This window comes from Delftia sp. WSY_12, from assembly GCF_043104645.1.
Lineage (GTDB): Bacteria > Pseudomonadota > Gammaproteobacteria > Burkholderiales > Burkholderiaceae_C > Comamonas > Comamonas tsuruhatensis.
The window spans coordinates 54,004-76,514 of the sequence record NZ_JBICKW010000059.1; the positions used below are offsets into that span (position 1 = coordinate 54,004).

20 protein-coding genes are annotated in these 22,511 nt (G+C 66.7%); 14 read left to right on the plus strand and 6 right to left on the minus strand.

Translation table 11 applies throughout. The features are described from left to right. Positions 1–8: 8 nt before the first annotated feature. From ACF8LI_RS25855 to ACF8LI_RS25875, 5 genes are all read right to left on the minus strand, one after another. A complete protein-coding gene (locus ACF8LI_RS25855; RefSeq protein WP_312840976.1) occupies positions 9–653 on the minus strand; it encodes a DapH/DapD/GlmU-related protein in 645 nt (214 codons plus the stop codon). After that, a complete protein-coding gene (locus tag ACF8LI_RS25860) occupies positions 650–1,756 on the minus strand; it encodes an aromatic ring-hydroxylating dioxygenase subunit alpha (protein WP_312840977.1) in 1,107 nt (368 codons plus the stop codon). The genes ACF8LI_RS25855 and ACF8LI_RS25860 overlap by 4 nt, the downstream gene beginning before the upstream one ends. Positions 1,757–1,762: 6 nt before the next feature. Further along, positions 1,763–2,392: an acetyltransferase gene (locus ACF8LI_RS25865; protein ID WP_312840978.1), complete on the minus strand. Its 630-nt coding sequence runs from the start codon at positions 2,390–2,392 to the stop codon at positions 1,763–1,765. A gap of 69 nt (positions 2,393–2,461) precedes the next feature. Beyond that, positions 2,462–3,619 carry a DegT/DnrJ/EryC1/StrS family aminotransferase gene (locus tag ACF8LI_RS25870; protein WP_312840979.1) on the minus strand — a complete coding sequence of 386 codons (1,158 nt, stop codon included), beginning with the start codon at positions 3,617–3,619 and terminating at the stop codon, positions 2,462–2,464. Continuing rightward, a complete protein-coding gene (locus ACF8LI_RS25875; protein WP_312840980.1) occupies positions 3,616–5,277 on the minus strand; it encodes a glycosyltransferase in 1,662 nt (553 codons plus the stop codon). Before ACF8LI_RS25875 ends, ACF8LI_RS25870 begins: the two co-directional genes overlap by 4 nt. Before the next feature lie 364 nt (positions 5,278–5,641). Between ACF8LI_RS25875 and motA the strand changes: the two genes are divergently transcribed. The 9 genes from motA (at position 5,642) to ACF8LI_RS25920 (ending at position 15,378) form a co-directional block, all read left to right on the plus strand. Next, positions 5,642–6,502, plus strand: coding sequence for a flagellar motor stator protein MotA (motA, locus tag ACF8LI_RS25880; RefSeq protein WP_016449292.1), 861 nt, complete (start codon positions 5,642–5,644; stop codon positions 6,500–6,502). Positions 6,503–6,526: 24 nt separating this feature from the next. Continuing rightward, the gene (gene motB, locus ACF8LI_RS25885; RefSeq protein WP_016449291.1) at positions 6,527–7,570 is read left to right on the plus strand and encodes a flagellar motor protein MotB; all 1,044 of its coding nucleotides are present in this window, start codon (positions 6,527–6,529) and stop codon (positions 7,568–7,570) included. Positions 7,571–7,694: 124 nt separating this feature from the next. Continuing rightward, positions 7,695–8,081 carry a chemotaxis response regulator CheY gene (cheY, locus tag ACF8LI_RS25890; protein ID WP_012202534.1) on the plus strand — a complete coding sequence of 129 codons (387 nt, stop codon included), beginning with the start codon at positions 7,695–7,697 and terminating at the stop codon, positions 8,079–8,081. A gap of 10 nt (positions 8,082–8,091) precedes the next feature. Next, positions 8,092–8,706: a protein phosphatase CheZ gene (locus ACF8LI_RS25895; RefSeq protein WP_016449290.1), complete on the plus strand. Its 615-nt coding sequence runs from the start codon at positions 8,092–8,094 to the stop codon at positions 8,704–8,706. 200 nt (positions 8,707–8,906) lie between these two features. After that, positions 8,907–10,079, plus strand: coding sequence for a flagellar biosynthesis protein FlhB (locus ACF8LI_RS25900; protein WP_016449289.1), 1,173 nt, complete (start codon positions 8,907–8,909; stop codon positions 10,077–10,079). Then, positions 10,076–12,175, plus strand: coding sequence for a flagellar biosynthesis protein FlhA (gene flhA, locus ACF8LI_RS25905; protein WP_016454350.1), 2,100 nt, complete (start codon positions 10,076–10,078; stop codon positions 12,173–12,175). Before ACF8LI_RS25900 ends, flhA begins: the two co-directional genes overlap by 4 nt. Next, positions 12,172–13,785, plus strand: coding sequence for a flagellar biosynthesis protein FlhF (flhF, locus tag ACF8LI_RS25910; protein WP_016449287.1), 1,614 nt, complete (start codon positions 12,172–12,174; stop codon positions 13,783–13,785). The genes flhA and flhF overlap by 4 nt, the downstream gene beginning before the upstream one ends. Further along, positions 13,778–14,659 (plus strand): hypothetical protein, encoded by an 882-nt coding sequence (locus ACF8LI_RS25915; protein WP_016449286.1) that lies wholly within the window; start codon positions 13,778–13,780, stop codon positions 14,657–14,659. The genes flhF and ACF8LI_RS25915 overlap by 8 nt, the downstream gene beginning before the upstream one ends. Before the next feature lie 5 nt (positions 14,660–14,664). Beyond that, positions 14,665–15,378: an RNA polymerase sigma factor FliA gene (locus tag ACF8LI_RS25920; protein WP_012202528.1), complete on the plus strand. Its 714-nt coding sequence runs from the start codon at positions 14,665–14,667 to the stop codon at positions 15,376–15,378. 213 nt (positions 15,379–15,591) lie between these two features. On the opposite strand, the gene ACF8LI_RS25925 is transcribed toward ACF8LI_RS25920, so the two are convergent. Continuing rightward, positions 15,592–17,043, minus strand: a complete 1,452-nt coding sequence (locus tag ACF8LI_RS25925; protein ID WP_016449285.1) for a PLP-dependent aminotransferase family protein — start codon at positions 17,041–17,043, stop codon at positions 15,592–15,594. 194 nt (positions 17,044–17,237) lie between these two features. Between ACF8LI_RS25925 and ACF8LI_RS25930 the strand changes: the two genes are divergently transcribed. From ACF8LI_RS25930 to ACF8LI_RS25950, 5 genes are all read left to right on the plus strand, one after another. Next, a complete protein-coding gene (locus ACF8LI_RS25930) occupies positions 17,238–17,840 on the plus strand; it encodes a LysE family translocator (protein ID WP_016449284.1) in 603 nt (200 codons plus the stop codon). A 234-nt stretch (positions 17,841–18,074) separates the two neighbouring features. Then, positions 18,075–19,253 carry a PLP-dependent aminotransferase family protein gene (locus ACF8LI_RS25935; protein ID WP_392414509.1) on the plus strand — a complete coding sequence of 393 codons (1,179 nt, stop codon included), beginning with the start codon at positions 18,075–18,077 and terminating at the stop codon, positions 19,251–19,253. A 210-nt stretch (positions 19,254–19,463) separates the two neighbouring features. Further along, positions 19,464–20,423: a PhzF family phenazine biosynthesis protein gene (locus ACF8LI_RS25940; RefSeq protein ID WP_392414510.1), complete on the plus strand. Its 960-nt coding sequence runs from the start codon at positions 19,464–19,466 to the stop codon at positions 20,421–20,423. Positions 20,424–20,514: 91 nt separating this feature from the next. After that, complete coding sequence (locus ACF8LI_RS25945; protein WP_392414511.1) at positions 20,515–21,198, plus strand: histidine phosphatase family protein; 684 nt, start codon at positions 20,515–20,517, stop codon at positions 21,196–21,198. Between the two features lie 120 nt (positions 21,199–21,318). Then, a complete protein-coding gene (locus tag ACF8LI_RS25950; protein WP_392414512.1) occupies positions 21,319–22,293 on the plus strand; it encodes a Bug family tripartite tricarboxylate transporter substrate binding protein in 975 nt (324 codons plus the stop codon). The last annotated feature ends 218 nt before the right edge of the window (positions 22,294–22,511 follow it).

Here is a 22,511-nt window from a genome sequence, read left to right on the forward strand (position 1 = left end):
TCACGGCTTCAGACGGTGCCATAGATCCTGACCGTTGAAGGAAACAGCGGATCGACGAAACTGCCATCGGGCAGAGATTGGGTGTACGCGCCGGCAATACCGATGGCACAGTGGCGGCCTACTTGCAGACCCGCAGCGATGTGCACATCACCTGCGACCACGCTGTGCGAGCCCAGTGTGGTGCCTCGACCGATGCTGGCGCCGGGGCCTACCCAGGCGTTGGCTCCCAGCCGGGCGCCAGCCTCGATGCGTGCGGCATCGCAGATGACAGTGTTGTTGCCGATCTGCACGCCATGGGCGATGACGGCGCTCGCCCCGATCCAGCAGTTTTCCCCGATGCGCACGCCATCGGCCACCGCTGCCGAAGGATGGCGCAGGCTGAGCGCACGAAATCCCCCGAGACGAAGCCTCATATAGATATCCAGGCGCGCATGGTTCAGAGCTTGATCGTCGATGGCCGTGAAGATGCGCAGGCCCGAAGGGTCCTGTCCCTGCAGCATCGCCATTGCCTGGTCGGCGACCGCGCCCTCGGGCGACAAAGGCATCAATCGCAGCGTGCCACCCGCCGCCAGTGCAGGTGCACAGGCGACGATGTCATCGAACAAGGTGCCGTGGCCCATGAGGGCCATCGCGACAGATGGTGCCTGGGTCATTGCGAACGCCCCATGAGTTGGCGGTAGGCCATGGCCACGCGGTGCAGTTGCACTTCGTAGGCGCCATGCCTGGCCACCGGGCCGGCTGCATGCAGCCCGCGCTGCAGTGTCTCAAGAATCACCCTGTCTTCGTCCAGCACACGCTTTTCGATCTTCATGTGCTCCCAGAGAATGGCCGGCATCGCCGCCAGGCGCTGGAGAGGCCGCGCAGTGGCCAGGGTGAAGCGCACGTCCGTGCGTGCGGGTGCCACAGGGTCAAACTGCTGGATCAGAAAGAAGTAGCCTCCGACCGAGATGAAGTTGGTGTTGGGGTAGAGAAAGTAGTTGTAGTAAACATCCTTGTCGCCAAAGCGGTCCACCGATCCGTGCCACGCACTGCGAGGCAGCTTGAGTGGCGTCTCCCGCAGGAAACTCAGGTCCTGCAGATCGGCCTCCTGCGCCGGGTCCGCCTCGGGCGCGACACTCAGTTCGTGCAACGCGCCTTTTTCCATCAGCGGCCGGAAAGACTGCGGATGGACGAAGGGCACGTGGTTGTAGTCCAGGACATTTTCAAAGTTGAGCTTCCAGTTGTAGGCCGCTGGCATCGCGCAATGGATGGCCTGCGCGCACATATGTCCGCTGCTGTCGGCAAGGGATTGCAGCAGTGCGGGCCCGAACTGCTGCTCTATCGGCAGCGGGTCCGCATCGAGGTTGACGAACAACAGATTGCCGATGCAGCGGACAGCGAACTCATCGAGACACAGCTGTTCACGCCGTGCATCGCCGTAATGGTAGAGGCGGTGCTCACCCGGCAGGCCATGAACGTGGCCCGTGTTGTCGTAACTCCAGCCGTGGTAGCGGCAGACCAGGCGGCGGCAGCCATATTCCTCCATCTGCAAAGGAGCCTGCCGGTGGGCGCACTGGTTGCGAAAGGCCTTGATGGCGCCATCAAAGTTCTGGACGACAACGGGTACGCCACCTATCTGGCGGGTCAGAAAACTGTCCGGCTTGTCCAGCAGCGTGCGCAGCCCGACAAAGATCCAGAGCTTGCGGAAGATGCGCGATTGCTCCTGCGCAAAGACGCCGTCATCGATGTAGTCAAGCTGTGAAAGTCCTGGATACATGGATGGCTAGCGGAACGAGAAGGGCTTGGCGGGATTCCCGAAGACCGTGATGCCGGGTGGCACGTCGCGGATGACGACACTGCCAGCTCCGATGACCGCACCGTCCCCCACCTTGATGCCCGGCAAGACGGTTGCATGAGGATGGATGGTGACGTTCTCACCGATCTGCGCGCCCCCGCCAATGAACACAAAGCTGGCAATGGTGGTGTACGAGCCCACCTGCACGTCATAGCCGATGATGGTATTGGCCAGCACAACGACAAAGTCACACACCCGGCTATCGGGTCCGATGGAAACATGGTGTTCGAACAGACAGCCCATCCCCATCTCCACACGGTCTGCGGTGTACAGACATGGTTTGAGGTTCATAAAATAGGCGCCCTGCTCCAGCAGGGGCTGCGCATATTTTCGGCGCGCGACCGGGTCACCGAGAGCGCACACGATGATCTGGGATGGCTCGTAGCGGAACGTCATCGGATCACCCAGGATCGGCAGCTCCGGCACCTGCTTGAGGCCCTGGCGTCCGTCCAGGAACCCCTTGATGACCCACTCCTTGCCATATGCAGGGTCCGCTAGCGCAACCGATGCCATGTTGCGACCGAAACCACCGGCATTGATGATGTAGACGTCTCTCATAACGAAGCTCTGTCTGGAAATAAATGAATTGCGCAGGGCGCTCCACTGCTGCGGGCCGCGCTGACGAGTTCAGCACGCACCGGCCACCCACTGTCTGACGCTCTCCCGCACACGCTGCTGCTGCGCATCGGACATGCCGAGAAAAAAGGGCAGGCCCAGCAAGGTGCGCGACAGCTCCTCAGCATGCGGGGTGTGCAAAAGCCTGCATTCGCGCCGCAGCACCGGCATGTCCTGCAGCAGTGGCTGATACCAGCGCCGTGTCGTGATGCCCGCTTGCCGGCACTGCTGCTCCAGCGCGATGCGTGCCTGTTCATCCGGCAGCTGCATGCAAATCACGGTCGGGGCCACCATTTCGCCTCCCGGACCGGGCTTCTGCCAGACCAGTCGATTGCCTGCCAGCCGCGACAACTCCTGCACCATGTCTGCATGCAACGCCTTTCGCTGCCGCGCATGCTGCTCCCAAACGTTCAGCGAGGCCAGGCCAATGGCTGCGTGGTATTCGCTCATCTTGGCATTGGTGCCGATACTGGCCAGCGCGCCCACCGGCAGGCCCGCCGAGGCATCCAGATTGATACCGAAATTGGACAGCTGGCGCACTTTGCCGGCCAGGCCAGGACGGGTGGAAACGACCAGCCCGCCCTCTCCGGCTGGCAGACTCTTTGTCGCATGCAGGCTGAAAACCAGGGTGCCCTCAGCCCCCTGGAGCCATTGGCTGCCGTAGGCTGCTGCGGCATCGACAACGACGGGAATGCCCATGTCTGCCTCGAATTGCCCCCACGCCGGCATGTCATGCGGCATGCCGAATGTTGTCACCGGCATCACGGCATCGATGCGTGTCTCCCGGCAGGCCTTGCGTGCCATATCCGGCGTCAACAGCCAGCTGTCGGGGTCTACATCGGCCAGCACCGGCACGTGGCCTGCGCGTACCACAGCGGTCGCGGTGGCCACAAACGTGAATGCAGGCAGCAGGACATGCGATCCCGCTGCAAGATCCAGCGCCTGCAGCACAAGTTCGAGCCCCTGTGTTGCATTGGCCACGGTGGTAATGCCCTCCGTCGACACGTCAAACTGGCTTGCGAACTCGGACTCCAGCTCCCGCACCAGCGGGCCGAAGTTCGAATAGTGTCGCGTTGCATGCATACGCTCCAGCCACGGCATCAGCACCTGGGGCGCGGGCATGTCAGGTACCAGCAAGGGCACCCAATCCAGTTCAGGCAGGCAGCTCATGCGGCGGCTTCCACCTGAGCCAGGCGCTGATCGAGGTCGGCGCGCACGTTCAATGTCTGCGGGTCGTTCTGAAGCCAGTTGAGCCACATGAAGCGATAGGCCTTCTCCAGATCGGCTGTGCGTTCGGAATAGTTCATCAAAATGCTGGCCTCGAGCTTGCGGCGGCTGACCTGCCGGTGATGCAGGAGACGTTGCGGATCGTCCATGAGGCGCAATGCCGCCTGCACATAGCCGTCAACGTCCTTGGTGATTTCACCGCCGAATCCTATGCCCCGCAATGCACTGGCCGTGGAAGCCTCCACACCGCGGACTGCGTCCAGCGTCACGATGGGCAGTCCCATCCACACCGCATGCAAGGTCGTGGTGCCGCCGGAAACCGGCGAGGTGTCCAGCGCCACATCGGCGATATGCCCCAGTTCCATGAAGCCATCCAGCGGCTGCTGGTGCAGCACGGACACACGGTCCAGCGGCAGGCCGGCGGCCTCCACACGTGGCTGCATATGGGCCTGCGCCGCATCGGGATCCTGCTCCTTGACCATGATGATCAGGCGCGCGTCCCTGCGTTCCTGAAGGATGCGGGCCCAGACTGCCAGCATCTCGTCGGTGAGCTTGGCAGAGTTGTTGAGCGAGATCAGCGTGGGGTAGCCGTTGCGCAGCATGGGAGGGTCTTCGCACAGCGGCGAATACTCGGGCGGCGCATAGCTGGCCATGCAGCGCAGTTGGAACAGCTTTTCCGAATAGTGGGGAGCATGGCTGGGCGGCGCTATGGCGCCATCCACCAACCGGTAATCCATGGCCTTCATCCCCAGCGTATGCATATAGCCCAGCCAGGTCACCTGCACGGGCGCGGCGCGGCGGGCGAAGACTTCCAGGCGGTGGCCCAGGGTGAAGCCGGACAGGTCCACCAGCACATCGATGCCGTCGGCGCGGATCTGTTCGTAGAGCTGGTCGTCGGTCTGCTCGACCACATCGTGCCAGTGCGGCACCAGGGCGCGCAGCTTTGCGGTCATCGCGTCGGGGCGGCCGCTGGAGTAGACGTGGATCTCGACGTTGTCCGGGTTGTGGTGCTCCAGCACGGGCCGCATGAAGAAGGCCACCGAGTGCTGGCGGAAGTCGGCCGTGACATAGCCGACCTTGAGCTTCTTGCGCGGGTTGCGATCGCGCGGGGGAAAGGGCTTGGCGTTGCGGGTCAGCGGGTCGGCGAAGCGCCGGCCCCAGTCGCGCGCCACCTCCAGGGATTTGAGCGGGTCGCTGCTGGTGTGCGAGTGGATGTAGGCCCGCGTCATCCAGTGCGTGTTTTCGTTCTTGGCGTGGCGGCAGGCGTCGTCGATCAGGTCGCAGGCCTCCTGCCTGCGGCCCGTGCTGAACAGGGCCAGGGCCAGCAGGCGCTGGGCGTTGGGCATGCGCGGCTCGATCTCCAGCGCCATCTGCAAGGCGTCCATGGCCTGGGGCCAGATGCTCATGCGCACGTAGACAAAGCCGATGTGCAGCCAGACCTTGGAGTTGCGCGGCTCCCGGGCCACCAGCTGCGCCAGCTCCGACAGGGCTTCGAGGAACTGCGCGCGATCGACCATGGCGCGGATGCGGGTCAGCTCGCTGTCGATGCTGGGCGGCTGCGCAGGGGCTGCAAAAGCGTTGGCAAGGGGTGAAGATGGCATGGCGGTGGAGCAGAGGAAGTATCAGGCCGGCCCGCGGTCGGCACGCTTGTGCGCGCGGTGACACAAAGAATAAAACTGTGCCGACTATCCTCGCATGCGCGCCGCGCGATCCACCGTTAAGCGCCCGCCTTGCAAGATTCAAACAGGCACCGATTTGCCGGCCTTTTCAGGCTTTTGGCGCGCAGCGGCGCGTTTACACCTTCATCTCAGGGCTCTCAAGTATGGATGCCTGCGGCCGATAGCTTGACAAGCCATGGGTTCGTCGATGGCCGCCACCCCGCCACGGCCCAGTGTCAAAACAAGCGCGCATTTCCAAGCCAGTTCCGACTTTTCCATCGGGACACCTCTGACAGAATCCACTCCCATGCTTGTCATCATCGGATACATCGTCGCCTTCGGTTGCATCTTCGGCACCTATGTGCTGCACGGGGGCAACGTCCAGGTCATTCTCAAGGCACTGCCTTTTGAAATGATCACCATTGGCGGCGGCGCCATCGGCGCCTTCATCGTGTGCAACCAGCCCAAGGTGCTCAAGGCCACGGCCAAGGCCATCCCTGGCGTGATGAAGAGTTCGCGCTACACCAAGGCCCGCTTCATGGAGCTGATGGCCCTGCTGTACGAGATTCTGCAAAAGGCCCGCAAGGAGGGCCTGATGTCCATCGAAGGCGATGTGGAGGCACCCAACGAGTCGCCCATCTTCACCAAGTACCCCGAGCTGCTGGCGGACCACCATGTGGTGGAGTTCCTGACCGACTATCTGCGCATGATGGTGTCGGGCAATCTCAATTCCCACGAGATCGAGTCGCTGATGGACAGCGAGATCGAGGCCCACCACGCCGAGGCCCATGCCCCCGTCAACGCACTGACCCGCCTGGCCGGCGCCCTGCCCGCCTTCGGGATCATTGCCGCCGTGCTCGGTGTGGTGAACACCATGGGCTCGGTGGGCCAGCCTCCTTCGGTGCTGGGCGGCATGATCGCCTCGGCCCTGGTCGGTACCTTCCTGGGCATCTTGCTGGCCTATGCGCTGGTGGAGCCCATGGCCGGCCTGGTGGAGCAGCGCGCCCAGGACGCCGCCAAGGAACTGGAGTGCATCAAGACCACCTTGCTGGCCAGCATGCAGGGCTACAACCCCGCCACCGCCATCGAGTTCGGCCGCAAGGTGCTGTTCTCTACCGAACGCCCCGGTTTCCTGGAACTGGAAACCCACGTCAAGGGCAAGAAGTAATCCTGCACCCAGCAGCGTCAAGCCATGGCAGAGAAAAAGTTACAGCCGATCATCATCAAGCGCGTCAAGAAGACGGCGCATGCGCCCCACGGCGGCGCCTGGAAGATCGCCTACGCCGACTTCGTGACCGCGATGATGGCCTTCTTCCTGCTGATGTGGCTGCTGGGCTCCACGGCCAAGGGAGAGCTGCAGGGCATCGCGGCGTATTTTTCCTCGCCGCTGAAGGTGGCGATGGCCGGCGGCGACGGTGCAGGCAACAGCTCCAGCGTGATTCCCGGCGGCGGCAACGACCTGGCCAAGGTGCACGGCCAGGTACGGCGCTCCGAGGCGGCCGACAGCTCCAACCGGCGCACCAGCGTCGATTCGGGCCGCGCCGATCAGGCCCAGGTGGACTCCAACCGCATCAAGGCGCTCAAGGCCAAGGTGGACGCGATGATCACCAGCAATGCGCGTCTGAACGAATTCCGTTCGCAGATCCGCACCGACGTGACGCCCGACGGCCTGCAGATCCAGATCGTGGACGAGCAAAACCGCCCCATGTTCGACAGCGGCAGCGCCCTGGTCAAACCGTATATGCGCGACATCCTGCGCGAGGTGGGCGCGGCGCTGGCAGGCGCGGAAAACCGCATCAGCCTGTCCGGCCACACCGACGCGGCCCCTTACGGCAATGCCGACCGCGGCTACAGCAACTGGGAGCTGTCGGCCGACCGCGCCAACGCCTCGCGCCGCGAGCTGGTGGCCGCCGGCATGCCCCTGAACCAGCTGGCACGCATCACGGGCCTGGCCAGCAGCGACCTGCTGCTGCCCGACGATCCGCGCGCGCCCCAGAACCGGCGCATCACCATCACCGTGCTCACGCAGGAGGCCGAAAAGCGCCTGCTGGGCCACCGTGGGCCAGTGACGCGCAACGCCTTGCCGCCGTCATTGGCCGGCGGCAGCGGCGGCACCGCGAATGCAGCCACAGCCGAAGCCACGGCCGGCGAGACCGCCGCGCAGCCCGCTGCCGCCGCGCCCGCAGCCGCAGCCGCCCCTTCGGCGCCCGCGTCACCTGATCGTGTAACAAATTAAGGTTTGAGCCCGATGCTGCCGAAAAGCAGGAAAATTCCCACATTGCGCCAAGAAGGTTTCATATTGTTACCATCGCGGCGGATTCTTACCAGTACCGAGCACCTACCGACCGAAAGGGCCTCACGTGGCTAATGCCCTGCGTTTTTTGATCGTTGACGACTTCTCCACCATGCGGCGCATCGTGCGCAATCTGCTCAAGGAGAGCGGCTTTCCCGAAGCCGATGAAGCCGAAGACGGCGTCGTGGCACTGCACAAGCTGCGCAACAGCAAGTTCGATTTCGTGGTGACGGACATCAACATGCCGAACATGAACGGCTTCCAGCTGCTCACCGAAATCAAGCAGGACGACAAACTCAAGCACCTTCCCGTGCTGATGGTGACGGCCGAGGCCCGCAAGGAGGACATCGTGGCAGCGGCCCAGGGCGGTGCAGCAGGCTACATCGTCAAGCCCTTCACCAAGGCCACGCTGGAAGAGAAAGTCAACCTGATCCTCAAAAAGCTGGGCCTGTAGGGCGCGCGCCATGAGCAACCCGGATGTCCCCGACAGCGTCCACTACAAGGTAGGCGTTCTCACGCGCCAGCTGCATGACTCGCTCAACGAGCTGGGCTATGCGGACCGATTGCGCGGCAGCATGGGAGAGCTGCCGGATGCGCAAAGCCGCCTTTCCTACATTGCGCGGCTGACCGGAGAGGCCGCCGAGAAGGTCCTCAACCGTGTCGAGCTGGCCAAGAGCCAGCAGGACCGGCTGGCCGAGCGCGTGCGCGCCATGCGCGCGCAGCTGGTCGAGGATCCCGTGGCGGCCGTGGCCAAGGGCCGGGTGATGAACTTCCTCGAAGAGGTCGAGCAGGACACGCAGCAGGCCGATGAGCACCTCACCGAGATCATGATGTCCCAGGACTTCCACGATCTCACGGGCCAGGTCATCGCCCGCGTGGTGTCGCTGGCCGCCGACCTGGAGGACCAGCTGGTGCAGTTGCTCATCCAGACCTCGCCCAACCCGCAGCAGACGGCGCTGGAGCCGCTGGAAAAGCCCAAGGAGCACCTGGCCGGCCCCGTGGTCGATCCCGAGAAGACACCCGATGTGGTGACTTCACAGTCCCAGGTGGACGATCTGCTGGCCAGTCTGGGGTTCTGACACACCCCGGGGCGCCATGCGCCTTTGCATTTGCATTTGCACGGCAACCCTTCCCGCTGCGGGGCAAGGGTTTGCCGGCGTGCCGCTGCCTGCCGCACCACACCCCAGACAGCGCATAAGCGCCGCTTGAGCCCTGCTTATCGGGGCTTCGCCCATCCGGCTTGTTCCGACAATGACGCAAATCCTTCCGTCATTGCGCCATGGACTCCAGCCAAGACAAAAACCTGCCAGCCACCGAACGCAAACTGCAGAAAACGCGTTCTGACGGCCAGGGTGCGCGCTCCCGGGACCTGTCCCACCTGGCCATCCTGGGCACGGGCGCGCTGATGATGCTGATGGGCGCCGAGCCCCTGATCCAGCACCTGCGCATGGCACTGGCCCAGCAACTGGCGTTCGACGCGCACACGGCCAAGACCCCGGCCCTGATGATGGAGCGCATGCTGTCCATGGGCAGCCTGGGCCTGAAGATTTCCCTGGGCGTTGCCGCCGTGACCACGGCCGCGGCCGTGCTGTCGGGCATGCTGGCCGGCGGCTGGATCCTGAGCCTCAAGCCCATACAGCCGCAGTTCAACCGCCTCAACCCGCTGTCGGGCCTGACCAATCTGTTTTCCAAGCAGCAGATGGTGACCGTGGCCAAGATGGTGGCGATGACGGCCATCCTCTCCTTCGTGGCCTGGAAGTTCCTGAGCAGCCACATCGCCGAGATCGCCGCCATCTCCTCCCAGCCTTCGGCCATGGCGCTGACCATGACCGGGCAGTGGCTGGCCAGCGGCGTGGCCCTGCTGCTGCTGGTGGTGTTCCTGATGGCCGTGATCGACGTGCCGCTGCAGGCCTACCTGTTCAAGTCGCGCCTGAAGATGAGCCACGAGGAAGTCAAGCAGGAGCACAAGGAGTCCGACGGCAACCCGCAGATCAAGAGCAAGATCCGCCAGAAGCAGCGCGAGATCGCCGACCGTGCCAGCGTCAACGCCGTGCCGCGCGCCGACTTCGTGGTCACCAACCCCACGCACTATGCCGTGGCGCTGCGCTACGACGAAAAGACCATGGCCGCCCCGCAGGTCATCTCCAAGGGCACGGACCTGGTGGCGCTGAAGATCCGCGAGGTCGCGGGCGCCCACAAGATACCGGTGCTCGAATCCCCGATGCTGGCGCGCGCCCTGTACGCGCACGCCGACCTGGACCAGGCCATTCCCGCCGCGCTGTACACGGCCGTGGCCCAGGTCCTGGCCTATGTCTACCGCCTGAAGGCCGCGCTGCGCGGCGAAGGCCCCATGCCTGGCGATCTCGGCGAACCCGCCGTGCCCGCCGAACTCGATCCGCACCAGGGCCGCCGCGCGCCCGCCGCCGCGACCACTGAAGGTACTGCTCCATGACGACGAATCCGCTCCAATCCCTGCAATCGATGTGGTCGGGCGAGAACACCAGGTTCGCCCAGGGCCTGATGGCGCCGCTGCTGGTGGTGGCCATCCTGGCGCTGATGGTGCTGCCGATTCCGCCGTGGCTGCTGGACACGTTCTTCACGCTGAACATTGCCGTGGCGCTGATGGTGATGATGGTGGCGGCCTACATGATCCGGCCGCTGGACTTTGCGGCCTTCCCCTCGGTGCTGCTGCTGACCACGCTGATGCGCCTGTCGCTGAACGTGGCCTCCACCCGCGTGGTGCTGCTGGAAGGCCACACCGGCCCCGGAGCGGCCGGTGCGGTGATCGAGGCCTTCGGCCACTTCCTGATCGGCGGCAACTTCGCGGTCGGCCTGATCGTGTTCGCCATCCTGGTGGTGATCAACTTCGTGGTGATCACCAAGGGTGCCGAGCGTATCGCCGAAGTCTCGGCCCGCTTCACCCTGGACGCCATGCCCGGCAAGCAAATGGCCGTGGATGCCGACCTGAACGCCGGCCTGATCGACGAAAAGGAAGCCAAGCGCCGCCGCGCCGAGGTGCAGGAGGAAGCCAACTTCTTCGGCTCCATGGACGGTGCCAGCAAGTTCGTGCGCGGCGACGCGGTCGCCGGCATCCTGATCCTGGTGATCAACATCATCGGCGGCTTCGCCATCGGCATGATCCAGCACGGCCTGTCGGCCGGCCAGGCCGCCGACAGCTACATCCTGCTGGCCGTGGGCGATGCGCTGGTCGCACAGATCCCCGGCCTGCTGATCTCGGTGGCCGCGGCCATGGTGATCTCGCGCGTGGGCAAGGAAACCGACATGGGCCAGCAGATCGCGCAGCAGCTGTTCATGTCGCCCAAGGTGCTGGGCATCACGGCCGGTGTGCTGGGCCTGCTGGGTGTCATTCCGGGCATGCCCCACGTCGTGTTCCTGAGCACGGGCGCACTGCTGGGCTGGCTGGCCTGGATGCTCTCGCGCCGCCAGCAGGAACGCGCCGCCCAGCAAACCCAGGCCCCCGCCCCCGTGGCCGCGCCCAGCGACGGCGAAGCCACCTGGGACGACCTGCAGCCCGTGGACCTGCTGGGCCTGGAGCTGGGCTACCGCCTGATCACCCTGGTGGACAAGGGCCGCCAGGGCGACCTGCTGACCCGCATCAAGGGCGTGCGCCGCAAGTTCGCACAGGAAGTGGGCTTTCTGCCCCCGGCCGTGCATGTGCGCGACAACCTGGAGCTCAAGCCCAGCGCCTACCGCATCACCCTGCGCGGCGTGATGGTGGGCGAGGGCGAGGCCTTCCCCGGCATGTTCCTGGCCATCAATCCGGGCGGCATCAGCACCCCGCTGATCGGCACCCAGACCACCGACCCGGCCTTCGGCCTGCCCGCCCACTGGATCGACGAACGCCAGAAGGAAGCGGCACAAATGGCAGGCTTTACCGTGGTTGATTCGGAAACCGTGATGGCCACCCATTTGTCACACTTGATGCAAGTGCATGCCGCCAAGCTGATCAGCCGTACCGAGACGCAGCAGTTGGTGGAGCATGTGGCCAAGCTGGCTCCCAAGTTGATCGAAGAAGTCATTCCGAAAATGGTGTCCATCACGACGTTCCAGAAAGTGCTCCAGCTGCTGCTGGAAGACTCGGTGCACGTCCGCGACATCCGCACCATCATCGAGACGCTGGCCGAGCACTCCTCGACCACCCAGGACCCCGTCGAGCTGGCCCGCCGCGTGCGCATTGCGCTGTCGCCGTCCATCGTCCAGCAGATCTACGGCCCGACCCGCGAGCTGAACGTCATCGCCATCGAGCCCGGACTCGAGCGCCTGCTGGTGCAGGCCCTGTCCAACCCCGGCGCCCCCTCACTGGATCCCGGCGTGGCCGAGATCCTCACCCAGAAGGCGGCCGACATGGCCAACCAGCAAGAAGAGCTGGGCCTGCCTGCCTGCCTGCTGGTCCCCGATTCCATCCGCAACTCCATTGCCCGCCTGGTGCGCCGCGTGGCGCCGCGTCTGCAGGTTCTCGCCCACAGCGAGATCCCCGAGACGCACACCATCCGCATCGGCTCGATTCTTAAAGGTGCATCCGCATGAACATCAAACGCTTCTACGCCCCTACCTCCCGCGAGGCCCTGGCCAAGGCGCGCATGGCTTTCGGAGCGGGCACCCTGATCCTGTCCAACCGCAGCACGCCCGACGGCGTCGAGGTCATGGCCACGGCCGAGGACACGCTGGAGCACAGCAAGGCCGCCGCCAGCAGCACGCCGCTGCAGCAAGCCATCGAGCGCCGCTCGGCCGAGGAGACCACGGGCCTGCGTCCCCAGCTGCAGGCCCAGCTGATCCAGGCACATACCCAGCCGCGCACGGCACAGCAGGCTTCGCCGGCGCCCTCACAGGCGGCTTCGCTGGCAGCCTCGCTGTCGGCAGATGGTGCCGAGCCCGCCGGCCTGCGCCAGAGCGTGCAGGAAGACACCGAGCAACTGGCCATGAGCACCCTGTCCTTCCAGGACTACGTGCGCGAACGCATGCTGCGCCGCCGTCACGAGGCCGGCGTCGACGAGCCCCTGCCCAGCTTTGCCCAGCGCCGCAGCCTGGGCGACGCCCTGCGCGAAGCGCCGGCCGCCGCCCCCATGGCCGCACAGCAGCCGTTCAAGGCACAGCCCGCGCCTTCCGTGGCCCGCCACAATCCGCTGCGCGCCAGCGCCGAGGCGCCGCTGCGCGAGCCCCTGCGCAGCGAACCCGCTCCAGCCATGGCCTCCCAGGCGCTGCGCGATGAGCTGCAGTCCGTGCGCGACCTGATCGAAGAGCGCTTCAACACCCTGACCTGGCTGGGCCAGACGCGCCAGAACCCCATCCACGCCAATCTCACGCACAAGCTGATCCGCGCGGGCTACTCCCCCGTGCTGGCCCGCGCCCTGGTCGAGCACATGCCCCAGGACCTGTCCGCCGGCGACGCCGTGCGCTGGCTGATGCAGGTGCTGGAACGCAATCTGCGCACCGACGCCGGCCAGGAGCCGCTGTACGAGCAAGGCGGCGTCTTCGCCCTGGTGGGCTCCACCGGCGTGGGAAAGACCACGACCACGGCCAAGCTGGCGGCCCTGTGCGCGGCCAAGTACGGCGCCTCCAGCGTCGGCCTGATCACCCTGGACACCTACCGCGTCGGCGCCCACGACCAGCTGCGCTCCTACGGCCGCATGCTGGGCATGGTCGCCCACCTGGCCCATGACCGCGCCGCGCTGCAGGACCTGCTGGGCCTGCTGGCCAACAAGCAGCTGGTGCTGATCGACACCACGGGCGTGGCCCCGCGCGATCCGCGCAAGGACGAAATCCTGGACCTGCTGGACCTGCCCGGCGTGCAAAAGCTGCTGGCCGTGAACGCGGCCGGCCAGGGCGATGCGCTGGACGATGTGATGCAGGCCTTCAAGGCACGCGGCTCCAGCCAGGCCATCCTCACCAAGGTGGACGAGGCCGTGAAGCTGGGCCCCTCGGTGGACACGCTGATCCGCCACCAGATGCAGCTGCGCGGCGTGACCAACGGCCAGCGCGTGCCCGAAGACTGGGAGCGCGCCGATGCGCAGCAGCTGGTCTCCGCCTCCATGCGCGCCTCCACCCGCTCGGCCTTCGATCCCAAGGCGCTGGACCTGGACTTCTTCTTCACCCCGTCCAGCCCCAGCACCATGGACAGCGAGGTCAGCCATGCTTGAGACCTTCCCCCAGCTGCACCAGGGCCTGGGCCTGCACGGCCAGCCCGGCGCCGCAGCACCGTCCAGCCTGCGGGTGCTGGCCATGCTGCGCGACACGGCGGCCGACCCTGAAGGTCAGTCCGAGCAATCTCTGCTGTGGCCGGTCTGCGCCAGCCTGCAGCGCCTGGGCATGCCTGTCCTTGTGCTCGATGCCAGCCAGGGCGAGGCGGCCGACGCGCCTGGCCTGGCCCAGCTGCTGCAGCAAAGCGCCTGGCAGGCCCGTACCGGCCTGCACCCCGACCCCCGCCACAGCTCGGTGGCCGTGCTGCCTGCCCGCCAGGGCCTGGAGCTGCTGCCCCTGCAGGCACGGCAAGCCGGCATGACGCCCATGCAATGGCTGCAGCGCCATGTGCGCGGCTATGCCATCGTCATGCTGTATGCCGATGCCGACACGCTGGCCCGCAATCTGCCCGGCCAGGCCGTGCACCCGCTGATGGTGCTGCCCGAACACGGCCCCCGCGTGCTGGGCTGCTACCGCCAGCTCAAGCAGCTGGCCGTGCATGCCGGCCTGCGCTGCCTGCTGGCGCCGCTGCTGCCCGGCGCTGACCCCGTGGATGTGACCAGCTACGATTGGCGCCGCGGACAGACCGGTGCCCGCAGCCAGGCCGAGGATGCGCAACGGCGCCAGTCACAGATCGACGCGCTGCTGCGCTGCGCACAGCGCCATCTGGGCCACGCGCCCGGGCTGCTGCCCGTGCGCCTGCACCATGCACCGGACCTGCAGCGCCTGGCGCTGCAGTTGCTCAACCATGCGGGCAGCGTATTGCCGCATGGCGGCCAGGACCTGGCCGCCGGCTACGCACCGCTGCCTGCATCCCATGCCTGGAGCCACTGACTGCCATGTACACCGCCAAAGGCCAACTCGACCGCGATGCACTGATCCGTCGGCACGTACCCCTGGTACGCCGGATCGCGCTGCACATGATCGCCAAGCTGCCTCCCAATGTGGAGCTTGATGATCTGATACAGGTCGGAATGATCGGCCTGGCCGAAGCCCTGTCCCGCTTCGAGAGCGAGCAGGGCGTGCAATTCGAGACCTTCGCCAGCCAGCGCATCCGCGGCGCCATGCTCGATGAACTGCGCGAGGGCGACTGGATGAGCCGCAGCTCGCGCAAGAGCCAGAAGGACATAGAGCACGCGCTGCACCGCCTGGAGCAGCGCCTGGGACGCACCCCGCTGGAGTCCGAGATCGCCGACGAGCTGGGCATGGACCTGGACGACTACCAGTCGCTGCTGGGCAAGGTGCGCGGCACGCAGCTGGTCTACCTGGAAGACATGTCAGGCGGCGACGAGGGCGAGGACTTCCTCGAACGCCACGTGGCCGACAGCGGCGCCGACCCCTTTGCGCTGCTGCGCGACCACCGCCTGCGCGTGGCCCTGGTCGAAGCCATCAAGGCCCTGCCCGAGCGCGAGCAGTACATCATGGGCATGTACTACGAGCACGACATGAACCTCAAGGAAATCGCCGCCGTGCTGGGCGTGACCGAATCGCGTGTGTGCCAGCTGCACAGCCAGGCGATTGCGCGCCTGCGTACGAAGATGCGGGCGCATTGACTGGGGGCACCCCCTGAGGCGCTGACGCGCCTTCCCCCTCTCTACCCGCTTCGCGGGGGAGGGGGACGACACCCTCGCGGCGGGGCGGCCCTTGCTCGGTGTCCCTCGCTTTGGGCCTCGCCGGTTTTTGGCGCCGTGCGCCTGGTCTGATCTGGATTTGCGGGGCGATGCCGATCTTCTCCGACGTCTCCCTTCCCTGCCCCATTCCCTTTTCTATGCGCTGCCGCGCATGGCCTGGACTTCGCGTTCGAAGATGCGCCAGAAGGCGGGTTCCTGCGTGGTGGCGAAGTTGATGCGCATGCAGGTGCTGGGCTGGCGGCCGGCGTGGAACATGGAGCCGGGGGCGATGAAGTAGCCGGCGTCCAGCAGGCGCTGGGCCAGGGTTTCGGTGTCCACGCCGGTGTCCACCCAGCCGAACATGCCGGCCGGCTCGGCCGCGAAGCGGGCTCCGGCCTGCTGGGCCAGTGCCACGCTGCGCATGCGGGCCTGGGCCAGGTGCTGGCGCAGGCGCTCGGCATGGCGGCGCAGCTGGCCCTGGTCCATGCAGTGGGCCAGGGCGCGTTCCGTCAGTGCGGGGGTGGTCAGCGTGGACAGCAGCTTGGTGTCCACCAGGCGCTCCACCAGCGCAGGCGGCGGCGCCAGATAGCCCACGCGCCAGTTGGGTGCCAGCAGCTTGGCGAAGCCGCTCACGTAGATGCTGTGGCCCAGGCGGTCCAGCACGGTCATGCGTGCGGCGTGGTCGGGCGCGATCTCGCCATAGGTATCGTCCTCCACCACGTAGAAGCCGAATCGCCGCGCCAGCTGCAGCACCTCGTGGGCGCTGGCCGGCGACAGGCTGTAGCCGGTGGGGTTGTGCAGCACGCTCACGCTGACGTAGAGCTTGGGTGCGCAGCTTTCGCAGTAGCGCTGCATCACGGCCAGGTCCGGCCCGTCGGGGCCGCGCGGCACGGGCAGCACGCGCATGCCCAGCGATGCCAGGCGCGCGAACTCCACGGCCCAGCCGGGCTCCTCCACCATCACCGGATCGCCCGGCTGCAGCAGGGCCCGGCTGACCACGTCCAGCCCATGCGTTGCGCCCATGGTGGTGATGATGTGCTGCGGCGCCGCCGCAATGCCCAGGCGCGCCAGGCGCCGCGACAGCGCCTCGCGCAGGCTGATGTCGCCCAGCGGGTCGCCATAGCCCACGCAGGAGTCGTGCAGGGATTTTCCCGAGCAGGCCTTGCGCATGGCAGCGGCCAGAAAGCCTGCCTCCAGCCATTGGGCCGGCAGCACGCCCGCGCCGGGCTGGGGCCTGCCGCCCACGCTCTGGTGGAACATGCCGCGCACCAGCATGGAGGCATTGATGCGCGTGCCCTTGGGCGCGCCGGTGGCCTCGTCCGCAGGCGCGGCGCGGGCCTGTTCGGACTGCAGCAGCGGTGCGTCCTGCACGAAATCGCGCACGAAAAAGCCGCTTTGCGGCCGCGCCTCGACCAGGCCCTGGGCCTGCAACAGGTCATAGGCGGCCACCACCGTGTGCGTGCTCACGCCCTGCTGGCGCGCGCATTCGCGCACCGAGGGCAGGCGTGCGCCCGCCGGCAGCAGGCGCATGCGGATGCGCTCTCCCAGGCGTTCGGCCAGCTGGGTACTCAGGGTCTGCGGCGCCAGCCGCGAAAGGGGAACGGGCATGAGGGAGTCACCAAAACGTCACTGTATCGGGATGGGCGCCGATACAGAACATGCAATTGAGGGTTCAACTGTATTGGTACTGTACAGGTCTTGCACCTATATTGCAGGCATTCGTGCTGCGGAGCAGGCCTGCCGTGCCCTCCTCCCCAACAGCCCCTTGCCGCCTGTATGGAGACCCCCGGGGCCACCGCCTCATGCCACCGTCCGAACTCACCGCCTTGCTGCTGCTCGCCGCTTCCATGAGCTTCAGCCCCGGCCCCAACACCACGCTGTCCACGGCCCTGGCCGCCAACCACGGCCTGCGCCCGGCGCTGCGCTTCGTCCTGGCCGTGCCCGTGGGCTGGTGCTTGCTGCTGGTGCTGAGCACGGCCGGCGTGGGCGCGGCGATCGTGGCGGCACCGCTGCTGCTGTGGCTGGTCAAGGCCGCCGGCATCGGCTACCTGCTGTGGATGGCCTGGCGCCTGAGCCGCAGCGCACAGATGGCGTCACTGCAATCGCAGCAGCAGCTGCAGGTGGGTTTCTGGCAGGGCGTGGGATTGCAATTCGTGAACATCAAGGCCTGGCTGCTGGCCCTGGCCATCGTGGCCGGCTGGCTGGCGGGGCACGACGACCTGAGCGAGCGCCTGTCCGTGGTGCTGCCCGTCATGGCCGCCTATGCCTTCTCCAGCAATCTGCTGTATGCCTGCGTGGGCGCACTGCTGCGCCACTGGCTGGCCCAGGGACGCAGGCTGCTGTGGTTCAACCGTGCCATGGCGGCCATGCTGGCGCTGACGGCGATGTGGATGGTGGCCGCATGAGGGTCCGCCATCCACACCCAGGCAAAGGCCGTACTGGCCTGCCCAGCTATTGAAGGGAGGATGCGCAGACCCTTCACGGCCGCGACAAAATACCCTCATTGCCGGCGCAAGAGCGAAAGCATCATCCGCACTGCGCTCTTCACATGCGGCCGGCCCGTGCCCCACGACGGCATGGCAATCCATACCAGCCCGCCCGCATGGCGGGCACCGCAAAGACCTGGAACTGCTTTTTTTATGACGACCTGGACGCTGGCAGACCGTGCTGCCAAGATGAACCCCTCCGCCATCCGCGAAATCCTCAAGCTCACCGACCGTCCCGGCATCATCAGCATGGCGGGCGGCCTGCCCTCGCCGCTGGCCTTCCCGCTGGACGCGTTCACCCAGGCCTGCCAGACCGTGATGCAGCGCGATGGCGCAGCGGCCCTGCAATACGCCACCAGCGAAGGCTTCGCGCCCCTGCGCCAGGCCGTGGCCGACTTCCTGCCCTGGGAAGTGGACCCCGACCAGGTGCTGATCACCACGGGCTCGCAGCAGGCGCTGGACCTGATCGGCAAGGTCTTCCTGGACCGCGGCAGCCGCATGCTGGTCGAAAAGCCCACCTACCTGGGCGCGCTGCAGGCCTTTGCGCCGCAGGAACCGATTCCCGTGGGCGTGGACAGCGATGACGACGGCATCCTCGTCGAGGACTTCGCCGCCAAGGCCGGCACCGGCGCCGACAAGGCCCGCCTGGCCTACGTGCTGCCCAACTTCCAGAACCCCACCGGCCGCACCATGGCCGAGGCACGCCGCCAGGCCCTGGTGGACAAGGCGCGTGAACTCGACATCCCGCTGATCGAGGACAACCCCTATGGCGACCTGTGGTTCGAGCAGCCCCCTGCCCTGCCGCTGGCCGCGCGCAACCCCGAAGGCGTGATCTACCTGGGCTCGTTTTCCAAGGTGCTGGCCCCTGGCCTGCGCATCGGCTTCCTGGTGGCGCCCAAGTCCGTCTACAACAAGCTGCTGCAGGCCAAGCAGGCGGCCGACCTGCACACGCCCGGCTTCAACCAGCGCGTGGTGTCCGAGGTCATCAAGGACGGCTTCCTGGACCGCCACGTGCCCACCATCCGCTCCATGTACAAGCGCCAGCGCGACGCCATGCTGGCCGCGCTGGAACGCGAAATGGCCGGCTTGGACGTGCAGTGGACCCGTCCCGTGGGCGGCATGTTCCTGTGGGTTCGCCTGCCCAAGGGCATGGATGCGCAAAAGCTGCTGCCCGCCGCCGTGGAACGCGGCACGGCCTTCGTGCCCGGCGCGCCGTTCTACGCGGACGAGCCCCAGGCCAACACGCTGCGCCTGTCCTACGTGACCGTGTCGGCCGAGCAGATCGACAAGGGCATCGCCGCCCTGGCTGCCGCCATCCGCTCCACGATGTAAACCACCCCCTGAGCGGCTAGCGCCGCTTCCCCCTCTCTACTTGCTTCGCAAGGGAGGGGGACGACGCCCTCGCCGCGAGGCGGCTCTTGCTCGGCGTCCCTGGTGTTTGGGCCAGTTACCTGCTTGGGCCAGAGGGAAGCCGACACGCAGTCGAACCAAAGTCCGGCTTGCCGTCGGCTTTTCCATCCTCCCTTCCATCTGCCCATTGCCATGACACCTGCATACGTCTCCCGCCAGCGCCCCTTCATGACCGTGGACGTGTTCACGGCACGGCCCTACCTGGGCAATCCGCTGGCCGTCGTGCTCGACGCCACCGGGTTGACCGATGCGCAGATGCAGTCCTTCGCGGCCTGGACCAATCTGTCGGAGACCACCTTCGTGCTGCCGCCCACCGAGGCCGGCCGCGCCGCAGGCGCCGACTACCGCGTGCGCATCTTCACGCCGGGCGGCGAGCTGCCCTTTGCCGGCCATCCCACGCTGGGCAGCTGCCACGCCTGGCTGGCGCAGGGCGGCGTGCCGCAGCAGGCGCAGCGCATCGTGCAGGAATGCGCCAAGGGGCTGATCTCGATTGCGCGCCAGGACGGACGCCTGGCATTCCAGGCACCGGCCACCGACATCGGCGCCGTGGAGCCGGGCCTGCTGGCCGAGGTGGCTGCCGCGCTGGGCGCGGAGCCCGGCCAGATCCTGCGCGCCGCCTGGCTGGACAACGGCCCGCGCTGGATGGGCGTGCACTTCGAGCATCCCGACCTGGTGCTGGCGCTGGAGCCCGACCATGCAAGGCTCAAGGCGCTGAACACCAAGGTGGGCGCCTGCGCGCTGTACGAAAGCGCGCAAGATGCACCGGCACTGATCGGCCGCAGCAGCCGCGAGGCACGCGCCTTTGCCACGGGCCAGCGCCCGGCCGGGGCCGATGCGGATGCCGCCCCCAGCCTGGAAGTGCGAGGCTTCGCCAGCCCCGTCGGCGTCACCGAAGACCCCGTCACCGGCAGCCTCAACGCCAGCCTGGCCCTGTGGCTGCGCGGCGAAGGCCTGCTGCGCGCGCCCTACATCGCCAGCCAGGGCTGCTGCGTGGGCCGCGACGGCCGCGTGCATGTCAGCGAGGACGCCCAGGGCGCGCTGTGGATAGGCGGCCATGTGGTGGAGTGCGTGAGCGGCCAGGTGCTGTTGTAAGGGCTGCCGGGGTGCTGGAATCTGTCGCCAAGGCGGCAGCCAGTCGCCCGCAGGACAAACGCCGGCGCCAGCGCTGGCCACAATCCGCGCCATGGGAACCCTCTATCTTGTGCGCCATGGCCAGGCCTCGTTTGGTGCCGAAGACTACGACCAGCTCAGCGAACGCGGCCAGGCGCAATCGCAAAGGCTGGGTGCCTACTGGCGAGAGCGCGGCCTGCGCTTCGACGCGGTCTACACGGGCACGCTGCGCCGCCATGCGCAGACGCTGGCCGGCATTGCCGAAGGCCTGGGCAGCCTGCCTGCCGAGCAGCACCGCACCCAGGCGCTTGCGGGCCTCGATGAATACGACAGCGGCGCGCTGCTGCAGGCCATCCACCCAGCGCCACTGCCCAAGCCCGACACGCCCGAGCTGTACCGCCACCACTTCCGCCTGCTGTGCGATGCCCTGGCCCAGTGGATGGCCGGCACCATCAGCCCCAAGGGCATGCCCAGCTGGGACGACTTCTCCGGCGGCGTGCGCCAGGTGCTGGAGCGTGTGCGCCACGACCATGCCGACGAAAACGTGCTGCTGATCAGCAGCGGCGGCCCCATCTCCACGGCCGTGGGCCATGTGCTGGGCACCTCGCCGGAGGTCACCATTGCGCTGAACATGCGCATCCGCAACAGCGCCGTGACCGAGTTCACCACCAGCCCCAAGCGCCTGATGCTGCAGACCTTCAACACGCTCAACCACCTGGACACGGACGAGCACCGCAGCTGGATCACGCACGCCTGATCCAGCCCCCGGCCAGGCTGCCACACGGCTATTGCGCCAGGGCATAGCAGCCAGAACACGGGCGATCTGGGCCGGCCTGCGCTTTTGCGCCACACTGGCCGGCCAGGAGACAAAAGACCCATGAACAAACGCCGCTTCACGCGCAGCGCCCTGGCCTGCGCGGCCCTGCTGCTGGCCGCCATCACCAGCCAGGCACAGCCCCTGTCGAACAAGCCCATCCGCATCGTCGTGCCCTTTGGCGCAGGCGGCGTGGCCGACGTCACCTCGCGCGTCGTTGCGCAAAAGCTGGCCTCGCAGCTGGGCCAGCCCGTCATCATCGACAACAAGCCCAGCGCGGGCGGCATCGTCGCAGCCGACACCGTGGCCAAATCCGCACCTGACGGACACACGCTGTTCCTCATGTCCAACGGCAGCGCCGTCACCGTGGGGCTGTTCAATCAACTGCCTTTCGACATGGTCAAGGACTTCACGCCGATTTCCACCCTGGGCTACTTCGACATCGGCGTGCTCACCGCAAGCGACTCGCGCTTCAGGAACCTGGGCGAGCTGGTGGCCTGGGCCAAGGCCCACCCCGGCAAGCTCAACATCGGCAGCATCGCCATCGGCAGCACCCAGCACCTGGCGGCCGAACTGTTCAAGACCACGGCCGGCATCGACGCCCAGATCGTGCCCTTCAACGGCACGCCCGCCGTGGTCACGGCCCTGCGGGGCAGGCAGATCGACGCGGCCCTGGAAATCCTCACGCCCATCATGGGCCAGATCAACTCCAAGGCCGTCAACCTGCTGGCCATCACCGGCGACAAGCGCTCGGCCCTGCTGCCCGGCGTGCCCACGGCCCAGGAGTCAGGCGTCAAGGGCTTCGTCGCCTCTTCCTGGAACGCCCTGGCCGCCCCCGCCAAGACCCCTCCGGAAATCATCGCCCGCCTGAACAAGGAAATCGCCGCCGCCGTGAACTCCCCCGAAGTCACGCAGAAACTGCGCGAAATGAACGTCCAGGCCCAATCCAGTACGCCCGAGCAGACCGCGCAATTGCTGCAATCGGAAATCAAACGCTGGGGCGACGTGATCGTCCAGGCCAAGATCCCGAAACAGTAAAAAAGGCCGAGCGCAGCGAAGGCCCGCAACAACTCCCCGTATGTCAGCGCCTGCGTCGTGGCGGTTGCGGGGTTGCAGTCCTGCCGAAGGACAGGACTGCTTCGTCATCTGACTCGCCGTGATGTTTGAACGTAGCGCGCAGCGCGAAGAGAGTTTCACGGCGAACCCCGCAACCGTCACGGCGCAGGTGGCCCCGCAGCGCAGCGAAGGGGTCGCGG